Annotated in this window: 7 protein-coding genes and 3 pseudogenes; 7 read left to right on the forward strand and 3 right to left on the reverse strand. The window is 59.9% G+C overall.

Annotated elements, in window-relative coordinates:
* Nucleotides 1–127 precede the first annotated feature (127 nt).
* From ACSQ3Z_RS32960 to ACSQ3Z_RS32970, 3 genes are read left to right on the forward strand one after another with little or no spacing between them, the layout of a single operon-like run.
* Nucleotides 128–1735, forward strand: a complete 1608-nt coding sequence (locus ACSQ3Z_RS32960) for a Mu transposase C-terminal domain-containing protein (protein ID WP_436175364.1) — start codon at nt 128–130, stop codon at nt 1733–1735.
* A 6-nt stretch (nt 1736–1741) separates the two neighbouring features.
* Nucleotides 1742–2623 (forward strand): TniB family NTP-binding protein, encoded by an 882-nt coding sequence (locus ACSQ3Z_RS32965; protein WP_436175365.1) that lies wholly within the window; start codon nt 1742–1744, stop codon nt 2621–2623.
* A complete protein-coding gene (locus ACSQ3Z_RS32970; RefSeq protein WP_436175366.1) occupies nt 2620–3111 on the forward strand; it encodes a TniQ family protein in 492 nt (163 codons plus the stop codon). The genes ACSQ3Z_RS32965 and ACSQ3Z_RS32970 overlap by 4 nt, the downstream gene beginning before the upstream one ends.
* 492 nt (nt 3112–3603) lie before the next feature.
* On the opposite strand, the pseudogene ACSQ3Z_RS32975 reads toward ACSQ3Z_RS32970, so the two are convergent.
* A pseudogene (locus tag ACSQ3Z_RS32975) lies at nt 3604–3796 on the reverse strand (transposase); the annotation flags it as partial.
* A gap of 398 nt (nt 3797–4194) precedes the next feature.
* On the opposite strand from ACSQ3Z_RS32975, the gene trxA reads away from it, so the two are divergent.
* From trxA to ACSQ3Z_RS32995, 4 genes and pseudogenes are all read left to right on the forward strand, one after another.
* A complete protein-coding gene (gene trxA / locus ACSQ3Z_RS32980) occupies nt 4195–4515 on the forward strand; it encodes a thioredoxin (protein WP_136620859.1) in 321 nt (106 codons plus the stop codon).
* Between the two features lie 300 nt (nt 4516–4815).
* A complete protein-coding gene (locus tag ACSQ3Z_RS32985; RefSeq protein ID WP_436175367.1) occupies nt 4816–10008 on the forward strand; it encodes a shikimate kinase in 5193 nt (1730 codons plus the stop codon).
* Between the two features lie 297 nt (nt 10009–10305).
* Nucleotides 10306–11250 (forward strand): annotated as a pseudogene (locus tag ACSQ3Z_RS32990) (DUF4158 domain-containing protein); the annotation flags it as partial.
* A 64-nt stretch (nt 11251–11314) separates the two neighbouring features.
* A pseudogene (locus tag ACSQ3Z_RS32995) lies at nt 11315–11735 on the forward strand (RNA pyrophosphohydrolase).
* Nucleotides 11736–12214: 479 nt separating this feature from the next.
* Here ACSQ3Z_RS32995 and ACSQ3Z_RS33000 read toward each other — a convergent pair.
* Complete coding sequence (locus ACSQ3Z_RS33000; protein WP_244748510.1) at nt 12215–13597, reverse strand: sensor histidine kinase; 1383 nt, start codon at nt 13595–13597, stop codon at nt 12215–12217.
* A complete protein-coding gene (locus tag ACSQ3Z_RS33005; RefSeq protein WP_136617742.1) occupies nt 13584–14261 on the reverse strand; it encodes a response regulator transcription factor in 678 nt (225 codons plus the stop codon). The genes ACSQ3Z_RS33000 and ACSQ3Z_RS33005 overlap by 14 nt, the downstream gene beginning before the upstream one ends.
* Nucleotides 14262–14275: the final 14 nt, after the last annotated feature.

Consider the following 14275-nt stretch of genomic DNA (forward strand, 5'->3'; position numbering starts at 1 on the left):
AATATCAAGCTCTTAGCCTTGTATTTAATTTGAGAATTTGCATTTGATTTGAGATTCGCGTTTGGCTCGCTGCAGTTAATGTGAGATTTAGACGGTCTAACGTTAGCTTGAATTGTTCGCAGGCGGCATGGGCGACGACACCAATGATGATGACGGAGAACGAGCGCGTTGGAACGAGGCGTGCCGGCGCGAAGAGGCAATCCGCAAGCTCGTGGAGCGCTATCCAAAAGGCCTGAGCGGGCAGGCTGTAGCGGATCTGGCGTGGGAGCTAGACCTCAGCCGGGCCACTCTCTACAGAATGATCAGGCTGTTTCGAGCGGGTGGCACTGTAAGTTCACTGATGGACCGAAAGCGCGGTCGGCGCCAGGGACATCGCGCCCTCGATAAAGATCGAGAAGGCCTCGTGCGTCGAACGATTGAAGGCTTCTTTCTCAAGCCGACACGCCCGTCATTTGCGCAGTTGGTTCGCCAGGTCCAAATCGCCTGCGCAGCGGCCGGCCTTACTCCACCAAACTGGCGCACCATCAAATCCCGGGTTGAAGAGGTCGATCTACGGGTGAGGGGGCGTAAGCGCGGCGAGAGCGAGATCGTCAAAGCTACAACGGCCACGCCAGGTGCCCTTTCGGCGTCGCGGCCGCTTGAGCTTGTGCAAATCGATCATACCAAAGTTGACGTTTTCGTAGTCGACGAAGAAACGCGTCTGCCGCTCGGACGGCCCTGGCTGACACTAGCGTTGGACGTCTTTTCTCGGATGGTGACGGGCCTCTATTTGACCATGGAGGCGCCCTCGCGACTATCAACAAGCCTCTGCGTACTGCACTCAGTATTCGATAAGACGCCATGGTTGCAGGAGAGGGGTATCCATGAAGCGTGGCCAGTGGCCGGTTTGCCGGGAACGGTACATGTCGACAACCGCGCGGGTTTTCGTAGTCATGCATTCGAACGTGCTTGCCGGGACAACGGCATACAGATCGATTGGCGTCCGCCGGGGACGCCCCATTTCGGCGGCCACATCGAGCGGTTGATTGGCACGCAGATGGGCGCGGTTCACCTGCTGCCAGGATCGACCTCGAGCAACATCGAGGAACGGCGCGAGTATGATGCCAAACGCCATGCGACACTGACGCTTCGAGAGCTTGAGCGCTACATCGCACTCGAGATCGTTGGGCAATACCATCATGCTATCCATGGCGCGCTCCGTCGGCCACCGATTGCTGTTTGGCGGCAGCAGGAGAGCGAGTTGGTGTTGCGCCTGCCGAACGATCGAATGCAATTCTGGATCTCCTTCCTGCCGGAGGCAGAGAGAACGTTGCGCCCGACCGGCATCCATCTTTTCAACATTCGCTACTGGTCTCCCGCCCTGGCCGCCGATATCGGAAGGGCCAAGGCCCGCCTGATTGTGAAATACGACCCCCGCGATTTGTCGCGCGTTTTTGTTAGGCGTCACTCCGGCAGCTTTGTTGAGGCTCGCTATGCCGATGTGACACTCGCGCCCATTACGCTGTGGGAGGCGCAGGCTGCCCGGCGCAAACTCAACGCTCAGGGCAAACGCGAAATTGACATGCACGTCCTTGTTCGTACTGCGCTTTCGCAGCGCGAACTGATCGAGGAGGCGAAACATAAGACACAAGGACGCCTGCGGCTTGCGAAAACGAATGTGGATGACGATGAAGTGGGCTCGCTTCGGGGCGTCGATTCAAGCAAACCTGTCCCCTCCGTTGAAGATCTGGACTGAGCCCCTTTGAGCACGGATAATGTCCATCTGACGCAGGCCGCCAAAGACCTACTAGGCGAGGCTGATATCGTGCGAGTTCGCGCAATTCAGGCTCGCCGATGGATTTTTTATCCGCGCGCCAAGCAGGCGCTCGATCGTCTCAACCTGCTGGTCGACCATCCTCGCGGCACGCGCATGCCCTCGGTGGCCATCTACGGCGACAGTGGCATGGGCAAGACGATGATCCTGGAAAAATTCTGCGACAACAACCCCTCCCGATTTGATCCGACGACCGGCGTACAGGCTATACCGGTCCTGGCAATCGAGATGACCGGGAAGCCAGGTGAGCGCCGTTTATATGCCGGGATCCTGGCTGCGCTTGGCGCGCCACAAGCACCCCGCGCCGACATCGTGCAGATGGAGCAAGCGGCGTTGCGGTTTCTGAAAACGGTCGGCGTCCACGTTCTTGTGATCGATGAAGTCCATAACATTCTCGCCGGCTCGTACCGCGAACAGCGGGTCGTGCTGAACACGTTGCGATTTCTCAGCAATCGGCTTCAGATCTCCCTAGTTTGCTTCGGCGTAATCGAAGCGCGCGAAGCGATAAGTGGCGACGTACAGCTTGCCCGCCGATTCGGCGAGCTGACCTTGAATAGGTGGGCGGCCAACGAACAGTTCGAAGCACTAGTTTCGTCCATTTTGCGGAATATGCCGCTTCGCCGACCGACGGTGCTGACGCCGAAATCTCTACGCCGAATTCTGCAGATCAGCGGCGGCATCACTGCAAATATTTTCCAAGCGATCACGAGCCTGGCAGCCGAGTCGATTGAGAGCGGCTTAGAGCATATCACCGATGAAGCAGTGGAAAGTTGGCGACCACCAATTAGCGCCGAAACAGCGTACGCATGATCCGAGAGCTCAGCGGCACAAGGCCGCTTTCAGTCATTCTCAAACCCGTCCCAGATGAGCTCCTGTCGTCGTGGATCACGCGTCATGCCGATTTCTATGGCGTCCCACCGCTCACGATGCTTCGCCATGCCATTCCGGAGGCAACATCTTTGTGGCAAGCCGATACACACCTGAGGCCAACCGCCGCCGTTCACATTGCGAGGCTGTTTCGATCCGAATCTTCGACAATCTTGGCAATGACAACGTCTGGGTTCCCACAATCGGCAGCGCGGTTCGTCGCGCCAAGAGCCATTCAATGCTGCATCGCATGCTCCGAGCAAAACAGCTTGCGAGGAGCCGCAACTGCGGTACAGCGAAGCTGGATCGAGGGTTGGCGAATAACCTGTCCAGTTTGCAGGCAACGGCAGCAAGATAAGAAGGAGGGAGCATCTGCCCCCACAAGCAGCTTATCGCCGTTCGAGGATCTTTGGGTAGATGCCATCCAGTGAGTCGCTGAGGGGAGCATCTGTCGGTGGGGTATCGCCAATCGATATCGCCCGATTACTGCTCATCAGACGATGCCCAAAGCCCTCCCGTCATAAGGCATCGATAGGCAACTCCACCATCCTTGGCGCCGTCGTTCAAGGTTTCGATGAGCTTGTAGCCGAACGGGGTCTCCCAAGACCCAGGATTGCAAGACCCATCTTGCCTATCGGACTTCGCATGGCGCTGCTCGCTGGTATCTCAATCGTCTATCGAGCAGGGCCCACGTTAGTCTCAGAACTCAAGCGTCAAACGCTTGGCCCCCATTACACGCGATTCGTTGCAATCGGCGCCGGCATGTCCGCTTCGAGAAACTCTCAGCCGCTGCAGGTGAATTGAGACTCAGGGGCATTGAATCTCATCATTAGGTACAGTGGTCGCGAGAGGTCGGCGCAATCTTACATTTAAGTGCAGTGCGACATGCATCGTCCTGATCGAAACGACCCTTACACGGGGCGGGTCAACATTTTTTGAAAGCAGCTCGCGAAGGGCGGCCGCGTCGAGCATCTGCTCAGCCAGAAGCTTCTTCAGCTTCGCGTTCTCCTTTTCCAAGGCCCTCAGCCGCTTCGCCTCGGAAACGTCCATGCCGCCGAATTTGGCCTTCCAATTGTAGATCGTCGCTTCGGAGATCCCATGCTTGCGAGCCAAGTCCAGCATGTCCGATCTATCCATATTACGAGTGTAACCCGTTTCGACGTTGACGCTTCAGAATTTTGGATCTTCATTAAAGGACACGCTCAAATCGGCGCATTCGATATTGAACGGAGGTCCACGTGCCGCTCGGAAAACTTACATCATCTCACCCGAGGTTCAGTCAAAGTGGAAACAGCGTTCGGCTATCACGTGGATTGAGTACGCTTCTTGATAACGGCGGGTATTTTGCCGCTTGTGAAGCAGATACTTCCCCCCCCGGATCCCATTGCTCTCGGTCACGGCGAGAAATATCTCGATCTTGCCGATCAGGATCAGTGTCGGGTCCAACATGAAGCCGGAACTTCAGCTCCGGTAGAGGAAGCGCAAACTGGAGCGGCCGATGAGAAGGAGCAGCCATGGCTACCGTGAAAGTCGATATAAATAACTTCCAGTCGGAAGTTCTGGAATCCGCAGCACCCGTCGTCGTCGATTTCTGGGCCGAATGGTGCGATCCCTGCAAGATGATTGCTCCGAGCCTCGAGGAAATCTCCGTCGAGATGGAAAGCAAGATCAAGGTCGCCAAGCTCAACATCGATGAAAACCCGGAACTCGCCGCCCAATTGGGCGTGCGCTCCATTCCGACGCTCGCGATCTTCAAGGGCGGCGAAGTGGCCGATTTCTTGGTCGGCGCCAAACCGAAGACAGCTCTTTTGAACTGGATTTCGAACGCTGCCTGATCGATATCGCTCAATCTGTACCGCAATGAAAAAACCGTAGATTCTCCCCGTAAAGCGGTAGGGTTCACAGTGATTTACGGGCCTTTGTACAGGGCTCAGCCCTTTGAGCTTCAGCCTGATGTCGAAGCGATCGAGTGGCGAAGAAGCTTTTCATTGCGGCGTTGTCGAGGCAGTTGCCGCTGCGTGAATGCTGCGGCTTTCAAGCATGCCGTTGCAGTCTCGCGTGACCGCCCTCAAACCAATGATGCCCTGTTGTTCACAGGCTTTAGGCGATGCGTTTTGCTGGATCGGAGAGGGAATATGGGCAGCACCGGAGAGTTGGTCGGACAAGAAGGGCGTCCTGATAGCGAAGGAGGCCCGCATCGCATCTCCGACGCAATGTCGGACCAGCATAAGGCGCGCGAAGAGACGCTTGCCATCGCCGGCGCGGTGGTTGCCCGCGACGGCAATCTCGACGGATTTTCGGATTCAGAGTTGGCCGATTTGGTGAACGGCTTCAGCAGATGGCCGGACCAGCAGAAGACGCGCGAAGCGACGGTTGCCATCGCCGGCGCGGTGGTTGCCCGCGACGGCAATCTCGACGGATTTTCGGATTCAGAGTTGGCCGATTTGGTGAACGGCTTCAGCAGATGGCCGGACCAGCAGAAGACGCGTGAAGCGACGGTTGCCATCGCCGGCGCGGTGGTTGCCCGCGACGGCAATCTCGACGGATTCTCGGATCAAAAATTGGCCAATCTGGTGAACGGTTTCGGCAAGTGGCCGGAAGAAGAAAAAGCACGCAAGGGGATCGTTGCCATCGCCGGCGAGCTCGGTTCCAAGGGCCGTCGCTTCAGTACTTTCAGCACGCCTGCGCTAGCCAGGATCGCCAACGGTCTGTCGCGCGGTATCGAGGAGGGAGAGACCGCCGGCGAGGTCGCGGAACCCGCCTTGCTGAAGGACCGGCTGCATCAGCTGGCGCACTACCTCCAATATGCTGAGGATCGGCTGCAGCAGGCCGATGTCCATGCCATCGCGAGCATATTCAAGGCGTTGGGCAAGGCGCAGTTGTCGGACGATTTCGGTGCGCTGGCACAGCCGGGGCTGGACAGGCTCGAGGTGTTACGTGCCGCTCCCGGGTTTAAGCTCGACAACAACCTCGAGACGATGGGCAATCTTTGCGCCTCCCTGCTGCCACTAGCTCGCAGCCCGAAGCCGGTGTTGCGCTGGCACCGCAAATCGACGCTGAACCTGCTCAACGCCATCCAGCCGGTGGTGGAACACAAGATCGATGCCCATCTCAAACGAGGCCAGGCCGAGCGCACCAGCGACGCCAATTCAAGCCGCTGCCCGGCGCTTTCGATCTATCAGGTGCTCAAGACCCGGGCGGTGCTGGAGACGCTCTATCGGCGGCCCTATGTCGACGGCGACGAGCGCGCCTTGCAGGCCAGGCAGGAAGAGCTGCACGGCAAGACCAGGCAGATCCTGGACAGTTCCCGCGCCCTCATCTACGCCGACCTTTCCCACATGAGCTGGAGCGTGATCGCCGAGATCGAGGCGAAGGAGCCGCTCGAAGCGCTCGACACCTTCATGGCGCAGAACGCATCGATGATCCAGGCCCAGCATGCAGCCGCCAGCTTCGATGTCCATGGCGTCCTTAAGGCCATGGACCACGAGCCGAAACCGCCGCAAGGCGATGCCGGACTGATGCGGCTGCCGGTGGTCGACATGCAAGGCCGGCCGCTGGCCAGCGAAGCCGAGTTGCGATATTCCATTTTCCACCGCTTGACCTCGGGCTCGGTGAAGGTGGTGGCGGTGCAGCTAAAGGGAACTCCGACTGGCGCCATGCTGACACGCACGTTCACACTGGAGGGAGTGCCCTACCGCATGGACCTGTTCGGCGGCAGCAAACTGAAGCCGCCGCAAAAGAGCCTGAACCAGCTTGCCTCTCACCTGCCCTTCACGGCCGCAGAGGCCCCAAGCGGCAAGCTTTTGGCGATCCCCTATGCCGAGACGGCTCCGGGTACGGCCTTTGAGCAGCTGTCGCGGGACTGGGCGCCGTTCAAGGAAGCCTATTACTATACCCAGCGCCGCGGATTTGCTGCGCCGCCGGGCATCCCCGACATTGGCCCGCATGATTATGCGCTGGAAGGGTGCTTCAAGCTGTCCCTTCTGCCCGACCGCCCCGCAGGCGCAGTGCATCCCTTCCGGTTAGAGGGGCGAGACGGCGAGATCGCCTTGCGGCCGCATGACGGCTGCGGCTTCATCAAGGCCTCACTGGCCGAGCGCATGCCGTCCATTGCCCGGGCTAGCCACGACGCTCCCGAGCGGATGCCTGCCTATGCCGATAAAAGGCAATCGGCGGTACCGCCCTCGGCGCTGCAACATTATCCGCGCAGCGTCGAGGTGGCACAGGAGACCCGCGAGAAGGCTCTGGCTTGGCTCGAAACCCATCAAAGCCTCACCGCCGAGGAGCTGTTCCGGACGGTCACGGGCGGGCATATCGAGGGTCCGGGCGCTATCGCCGTGCCGTCCAGCGACGAATGCCTGCATGTGCCGACGGGCAAGAGCAAGAACTTGACCCGTGACGCTGGCGTGCTTGTCGGACGCTCCCCCTATGACAAGCCCAACCTGCGCCCGTTCGCCGCCGACCGGGTCAGGTCGGCGCGCGATGACGATCGGACCGCGGCGTTCCTGGATCGGTGCGTGGCCTTCCAATACAGCTTCAACGTCGCGCACAGGTCGGAGGCTGGGCTTGCCGCCGACGACCCGACCTTCTTTGCCAAAGGCATCTTGATCGTTGTGCCCGACGAAATGTGGCCAGCGGCCTTCGCCGAGCGCGGGGTGGTGATGTCTGCCGAGGACGTAAAGTGCCATTCGCGCTGGCTGGAGAAAAAGGACCGGGTCAAGGCCGACACCGCGCTCGAGTGCGTCGGCATCCTGCAGGCGACGGAGGTGTTCGCGCCCGGCTCTTTGGTTGCGGTTCCGAGCGTCGAACAAAAAATGCTCGACGGCGATTTTGACGGCGACCCGGTCGTCATCATCGGCGACCAGCCTCGTCTTTACGAGCATGTGCGCCAGTTCGACGCGCAGCTGCAGGCGCGCGGCATCGCCTCGATGAAGCCGCCGAAGTCGCACACGCCGGCCATTGAGAAAGGCGGCTACCAGTTCAGCCGGTCCAAGCAGATCCTGTCGGCCACCGGGCTGGTGCTGGAGACCTACAGCTGCCTGCAGCGCGACCTGCTGGCGCAGCCGCTGGAGGCGCAACGCTGGTTTGCCGAGCGTGCCATCTTCGGCACCTACGAGGGAATTCATCATGAGCTCAAGGCCGACATCCGCGCACTGTTGCAGGAAGATCGGCCAGATGGCCAGACCCTCAATGAGCTCATCGCCAGGGCGGGGGAAGACAGAAAGGCCGCCAGGCATCCGGTGGCCTGCGAACTGGCCGGGTTGCTAGTGGCCGAGCTCCAGGACTGGAACCTGCAGCTCAATAGCGAGCCGGCTCATGAGCAGTCGGACGTCAAGCAGCAGTTAGCGCTATCCGTGGCCTCAACCGGCGCGAAGCCTGCCGTCAGCGCCGACGCCGGCGCGCTCTTCCCGCAACTCAGCGAATCCTATCCGGCAACCGCTGACGCCAGGAAGCGCATCGATTTCCTGCTCAACTGCTACCAGCCGCGCATTGATCCGCAGCCCGACGGCTACAAACCGGACGATCTGCATGAAAGCGCCATCAATCTGTTGAGCGTCGGCATCAAGGTCGGCACTGACGCCTACAAGTCCGATACCGGTGCGCGGATGTTCATGCAAAAAACCACCGGATTGCAGCGGCTCTTGGAGCGGAGGCCGGGCTTCAAGTCGGCGCCCTATGTCAAGGCGCAGGCGGCAAAGCTCCACCAGGGCCTGTTCGACGTCGATGGCAGCCTGGCAAATCTGAAGGACAACCCCACGCTGGCGGCCTCGGTCATGGAGGCCTCGATCAGCCTCGCCGTCGAAAAGCGCATCCTGCCCAGCGCCTTAGCAATCTCGGCCGACGACGACCGCGCCAGCAGGATAACGCTGAGCAGCGAACAGGCCCAGGAGCGCGCCAGGCTCGAAGCCGCCCCCGCCGAAGCGCAAGAAAGCGCGATTAAAGAAACTGTGCATGCGGTTGCCGAGCTTTTGCGGCAGGACGGCATCGAGGTGAAGGTGCCGCATCTGGATCAACGGTCGCGCGGGCAGGTCTGGATAGCCGACGAGTTGACCGATCAGAGCGTGAACGCGCCGGAGGCCCAACTGGTCACCAATGCCGTGCGCCATGTCTTCGAGATCCCGGACGAGGCTTTTACGCGCGCCTTCAGGAAGGCGGCACTGGCCTTCGAGGAGCGGGACTGCAGCGAGGTCGAGACCACCAACTGGTTCATCAAGAAGGACACGCCGGGGTTACGGGGCGTTCACACTGCCTTCAGAACCGCGCAGGACTATCGCTTCGAGGTCGAGTTCCATACGCCGGACAGTTACCGGGCCGAGCTCGCGCAGCGCGCGCAGAGCGAATGCAAGGAGGTCCCCATTCCCCGTGGTGCCTGGGAGATATTACACTGGGGCTCGTCAGGAGAAAGCAGGTCGAGGGCGGCAGGGACCTCCAGGTCGCCCACCGTCGCAAGACAACAGATTGCGGTCGCTCGCTCGCCGCAAGCCGGCGAGATCCTCGCGGCCCTCGGTACCCGGCCGGTCGTGCTCGTCGGCATGCCGGCGAGCGGCAAGTCGACCATCGGCGCTCAGCTTGCCAAGGAGTTGGGGGTGGAGTTTGTCGACATCGATAAGCGTATCGTCGCCGAGCACGGCAATCTGATGGAGATGTTCGCCGACCCTGACCGCGGCGAGGCGCACTTCAGGGACCTGGAGACCAAAGAGCTCGCCAAGCAGTTGGAGAGAGGGGCCATCGTCATCGCAAGCGGCGGAGGCTGTTTTGGCAAGGAGTCCAATCAAGCCCTGATTCTTAACAAGGCGAGGTCGATCTGGCTCGACACCGATCTGAAAGAGCTCCGCAGGCGCCTCAAGAAGGACACCAGCCGGCCGCTGCTGCAAGGCGCCGACATCGAGCAGAAGGTTGACCAGCTGTACGAAGAGCGCAGTCCGTCCTACCAAAAGGCCGACATCAGGTTGCCCCTCGTCCCGCCCTTTCAAAAAGACAAGAAGGACGCCCGCATTTGCGTGAAGGAACTCTACGCTTTCCTGTGCAGCGACAGAGAAGCCGCTCTGCCCGCTGCCGAGGGTTCACGTGTCTCCGGTGCTTCCGGCACAGCCATCAGCATGTCCCCAACACCGCAGCGCATGCACGATGATCATAAAACCGGCTACGATCGCGGGGGCGGCGTCGTGGAAATCATCCAGGCGCCGGCGGCACCATTGAGTGAAGGGGAACGCCCGCCGCCCCTCGACACCCTCACCGCCGACCCGCAGCCTTTGCTGGCCGGCAATAACGCACGAGCGGATTTAGCGTCTTCCACGAGAAGCAGAGAACGCTCAAGAGGACAATAAGCTTTAGCGGCAACAATCAAGGGTTCTTTCGCAGGTTTAGCGCAGCGTGCGGGTTCGCGCCGAATGCTAATAAAAAGTGGGAATCGCATGCATAAGTCGTGAGAAGCCTGATGGCCGAGTTGATGCGGCCTGGATGACACAGGAGGATTCGCCGCACAAAGACGAACCGCCGGTGCCGGGTCGCGAGCCAAATCCTGGTGATAGACCGGGAAGGATCAGCTCCGAGTCTAAACGAGGGCATTACGTTGAAAGTACGCTAAACAACGCGCTAAGGTCGAACGGAGAGTGAACGCCCGGATGCTCGCTGTCGATACGCCATTTGCGTCTTGTACCGTTACGCCGCTTTGGACAGAGGCTTTGCCACGACCGATCTGGAGTGGAGTGGAAAGTGGCCCGACGAGCGCTTCTCAAAGAACACGAGCGAAAAGCGCTATTCGACATTCCGGTGAAGCCAGTCTGACCCTCCACTATTCTCCTTCGCCGGCCGATTTGATGGAAATCCAGCTACGGCGCCGTGAACACAATCAGCTCGGCTTTGCGATCCAACTTTGCATGTTCAGGTTGTATGCTCGTCGTGAGGAAACCCGCAGCAATCACCTTGCTCACCTCCTGGGTTATTTGCAGAAGCGAAACGCAACAGCCGAAGATCGGCGTGCCGCATTGCTGTCGGCAATCGAGAAAGCCTCAACAACAGACGCGGGTGCTTCGATAGCTGGCGTCATCGCAGCGGAGTTCCGCAATCGAAATTCGCTGCTCCCGGCAGCCAACATCATTGAGCGGATGGGGATCACGGCGCGGGCCATTGCCCGGCGACGGGCAGAGGGGCCACTGATCGAAGCGATACCAGCTGATCGGCTTGCATCGTTGGACGTGTGTTTGGAGGTCGACCCGACGATCAGTCAAACGCGCTTTCATTGGTTGAGATCAGCGTCAGAAGCGCCTGGAGCGTCAAACCTGGTTGGACTGACCGAGCGGATCACGTTTCTGCCGACGCTGGAGATCGACCCCGCGTTACATGTCCGCATTTCTTCGGGACGTTGGGATCAGATGATATACGAAGGCAATGCCACGCCAGCATGGCTGGCCAACGACTTCAACGCCAGCCGTCAGCACGCCCTGATCGTGGCGCAGGTCATCAAACTCGGCCAGAAGCTTACCGATGATTCCGTGACGATGTTTATCAAGTTGATGGGGAGGCTGTTCTCGCAAGCCAACAGCCGCAAGAAGCAGCGGCACATGGACTGACGACACGCCGCCCCTTCGCGTCGATCGCGAAACGCTGCCTTATCGTCCCTGTGTCGGGTTGATGATCCTCAGTATCGACGGCCTGGTCTGGTCGGGCGCCGCAATGCAGAACAGGACAATGAATATGCCGGTGCAACGCAACTGTGGCAAATGCCGCAAGGCGGCATCGACAAGGGCGAGGAGCCGCTGCGCGCAGCGTCTCGCTGTTAGCCGAGGCGCCGGGTTGGATCAACTATGATTTGCCGGACGAATTCATCGGCGCTGAAGGGACGTTATCGCGGCCAGACGCAAAAATGGTTCGCCTACTGCTTCCATGGTAATGTCAGCGAAATCGAGATCAATCCACCTCCTGGCGGGGGCATACGGCCGAATTCGACAGATGGGCATGGCGGCCTATGCAGGATCTGCCGGGCCTGATCGTGCCGTTCAAGCGCAAGGTCTATGAGGATGTGGTGGCTGCGTTCCGGCACCTCGTGCAATAGCCTTCCTCAGACCTGGAACCGATTACAGTAAACACGCTCGGCGAGTGCACAAGGGGATAGCGGCGGCGAACGGGATTACTGCCTGCGTCGATCCAGGATTTTCGGAAGGAAAATTTGCGCGTTGGCGTTCCATTCGCTGTGATATTATGCTGGTTACGACCTGCTGCGTGGAGTGTCGCGCATGGCTGTTGGACGGAAAGCCGAAATAGGTCAAAGCGCGTTTGATCCCCTCAGACAACAGAGCGATTCCCTACGGCTGGGGAGCGCCGTCGTTGGCGGAGGGCGCGATTGTCGCATGCGCGTTGGTGGTGCGAGAGCCCAATGAAGCGGATGGTAAACGCACCCTTCGTGCCGACCGAAATTCACGTCAACACGGTCCCAGGAGACGCCGGGATGTCCATGGCCGCACTACGCCGACTCTGCCGAAAGTGAGGCTCTAAAAGCCCGGACTTGACGTCGCCATCACATCGCCCTTTTTATCAAAGCCTATTACTCACTCGGGCTGCCGGACAGGATAGTTCAGCACTCAGTCCGCCGCCCTCGTGATCGCGAAGGCTTAATGAAAATTGATGCAGCCGCGCTATGGCTGCGACAAGGCTCAATCCGAGCCCATATCCCGGATCATGGCGGCTGCGGTCGAGGCGATAGAAGCGCCGGAGCACGTTGCCCCGCTCCTCGAAGGGAATGCCGGGTCCCGTATCCCAAACCCGCACGACCGCTGCTGTCGGCGTGCCAACAAGCTCGAGCCCGACCCGCCCGCCCGGCGGGGTGAATTTTATTGCGTTGTCGACGAGATTAGCTAGCGCCTCGAACAGCAAGTCGCCATCAGCGTCTATCGGCACCGCCGGCTGGCAAACGACTGCGAAATCGAGGCCGCCTTCTTCTGCGATCGGCCCATAGAATTCAGCCAACGCGGTCACGATGTCGCCGAGATCGACACGTGAAAAATTCTCACGGCGGCGGCTCTGCTCCACCTCGGCAATCCGCATCAGGGCAGCGATCGTCGCCAGCAGCTGGTCGATGTCCGCCAAGGACTTCTGCATCGCAGCCTTGACAGGTGCATCACCCGAAATTGCACGCAAACTGCGCTCAAGGCGTGCGCGCAAGCGCGTCAGCGGCGTTCGGAGGTCATGGGCAATGGAATCGCCGACCCCTTTCACTTCCGCTATGAGCCGCTCGATCTCGTCCAGCATCGTGTTGACGATCACCGACAGCTTGTCGAATTCGTCTTGGCGCTTATGAACCGGCAATCTTCGGTCGAAATGGCCCTCCATGATGGAACTACAGGCTCGGCGCACAGCCTCGACGCGCCGTAACATCGCCCGGCTCATCACCAGCCCGCCGATCAACGAAAGCGCGATCGCAGGGATGATTGCGAGCGCCATGGCCCTAGCGACGATTTCTTTTATTTCGTCCAGCGATGCCGTTGCACGCCCCAGTAAAAGTATGCTGCCATTGGTGAGGATGGTCGCGACGCCGCGTACGCTCTCCGATCGCTTCTCCGCACCGTTGTCCAGGGACAGCACCAGAGTTGTCGGGATATCGAGCTCCGGCAATGTTGATGGCAGTATTGCGATGTTACCGGCGAGCCGCGTGCGATCGGCTGAGAAGATGCCGAAGGCCTTTTCCTGCCGCTTGTCGATAGCCAATGCTTTCTCGATGCGGGCTGGAAGGGATGCCGGATCATCCCGTGCGAAAGAACGCGCGTCGCCGATCAGCGAATCGTCGATCTGTTTGGTGAGATAGCCAACTGTCTCCCTGTAGAAAAACCCAGCCATCAGCAGAAGCGCGAGGGCAAGGATCCCCGCCGCGCCGATCGTGCGGCGGAAGCTGGCCGTTTGGAAGATCCTAGTCCTGTGCACGAAGGACAAACCCCCGACCACGAATCGTATGGATCAGCGGCAACTCATCTGCCAGATCGATCTTACGGCGCAACCGGCCGATATGAACGTCGACGAGGTTCGTTCCTGGATCGAAGCGATAGTGCCAGACATGCTCGAAAAGCATCCCTCGCGTGACGACTTGCTCGGCATGCCGAAGCAGATATTCGAGCAGGGTGATCTCGCGCGGTACGAGTTCGACGATGCGGGTACCGCGTCGTACCGTGCGGGTCAAAAGGTCAAGTTCCAGGTCGGCGAGCCGCAGGACCGTGGCTCGCTGATCGGGAGTGCGGCGCGCCAGCACCTCGATGCGCGTCCGCAGTTCAGCCAGCGAGAACGGTTTCACGAGGTAGTCGTCGCCGCCCGCCCGCAATCCTCTTATGCGCTCGTCAACACTGGACAGTGCACTGAGGACCATAACCGGCGTATCCACGCCGCCTCCGCGCAAGCTTTCGAGAAGGCTCAGACCGTCTAGGCCAGGCAGTAGGCGATCGAGCGTGATCACGTCAAAGGCCTGGGTTTTGGCTTTAGTCAACCCGTCCGGCCCGGTCGCGGCGTGCTCGACTTCGAACCCCGCCGCACAGAATTCGTCGACGATCTCATCGGCCGTATCTGCATCGTCTTCGACGACCAGGACCTTAATCACAGCGTGTTGTCCTC

Source organism: Mesorhizobium sp. LjNodule214, assembly GCF_964252735.1.
Taxonomy (GTDB): domain Bacteria; phylum Pseudomonadota; class Alphaproteobacteria; order Rhizobiales; family Rhizobiaceae; genus Mesorhizobium.

Excerpts from the sequence above, each read along its gene's own strand:
- ACSQ3Z_RS32960 (WP_436175364.1), top strand. The coding sequence starts at position 128 with ATGGGCGACGACACCAATGATGATGACGGAGAACGAGCGCGTTGGAAC.
- ACSQ3Z_RS32970 (WP_436175366.1), top strand. The coding sequence starts at position 2,620 with ATGATCCGAGAGCTCAGCGGCACAAGGCCGCTTTCAGTCATTCTCAAA.
- trxA (WP_136620859.1), top strand. The coding sequence starts at position 4,195 with ATGGCTACCGTGAAAGTCGATATAAATAACTTCCAGTCGGAAGTTCTG.
- ACSQ3Z_RS32985 (WP_436175367.1), top strand. The coding sequence starts at position 4,816 with ATGGGCAGCACCGGAGAGTTGGTCGGACAAGAAGGGCGTCCTGATAGC.